We start from the raw sequence: 707 nt of genomic DNA on the forward strand, positions 1-707 counted from the left end.
GATAGATAACGTTTCTAATAAGCTATCATATGGTACTCCGGTTTATTATGTACCTAACAATCAATTTTTTGTTATGGAGGACAATAGAAATAATTCTTTGGATAGTAGGTTTCCTGAAGTTGGTTTTATACCAATGAAAAACATAATTGGACGTGTAAGCATAGTTGGTTTATCGTTTAAATTAGAGAAGGTCGATTAGCTGCCTTTTAACTTCAGAATACCTATTGCTCTTAGATTAGACAGGATATTGCACAAGGTTGCGTAACTCTACTTATTTGTTGATTCACATAACTCTAAAGAGGAGCTTTCCAGCTCAGTGATAACATTATTAATTTCATTCAAGTCAATTCCTTGTAAGACGTTTTTTGTGTTTTGTAACAGATTTTTTAGATTTTTATCAGTGGAAAGATTATCATTACTTTCAACCAAATGTGTGAGCTTATTCCCATTAATTTTAGCTTCTGCAAGGAAACGAGCTTTCATGTTTTCATCGAAGTTGTTTATTGACTGGCTAATCATGTCTTGAATATCGGCTTCGCTTAAGCCAAAGCTTGAATTTATTTCAACTGTCTGCTCGATTTCAGTAGTTTTTTTTCTCTTGCAGTAACAGTTAATATTCCGTCAACATTAAATATGAATTCTATTTCAACTCTTGCAGAACCTGCAAAAAAAATCTACAAATTCAAATACAAATTCCTACAATCATC

At 32.1% G+C, this 707-nt stretch carries 2 pseudogenes; one reads left to right on the plus strand and one right to left on the minus strand.

Annotated elements, in window-relative coordinates:
- A pseudogene (gene lepB / locus CCY16_RS00765) lies at window positions 1–265 on the plus strand (signal peptidase I); the annotation flags it as partial.
- Between the two features lie 2 nt (window positions 266–267).
- Here lepB and CCY16_RS00770 read toward each other — a convergent pair.
- Window positions 268–665 (minus strand): annotated as a pseudogene (locus CCY16_RS00770) (Hsp70 family protein); the annotation flags it as partial.
- Window positions 666–707: the final 42 nt, after the last annotated feature.

Source organism: Wolbachia endosymbiont of Wuchereria bancrofti (genome assembly GCF_002204235.2).
Lineage (GTDB): Bacteria > Pseudomonadota > Alphaproteobacteria > Rickettsiales > Anaplasmataceae > Wolbachia.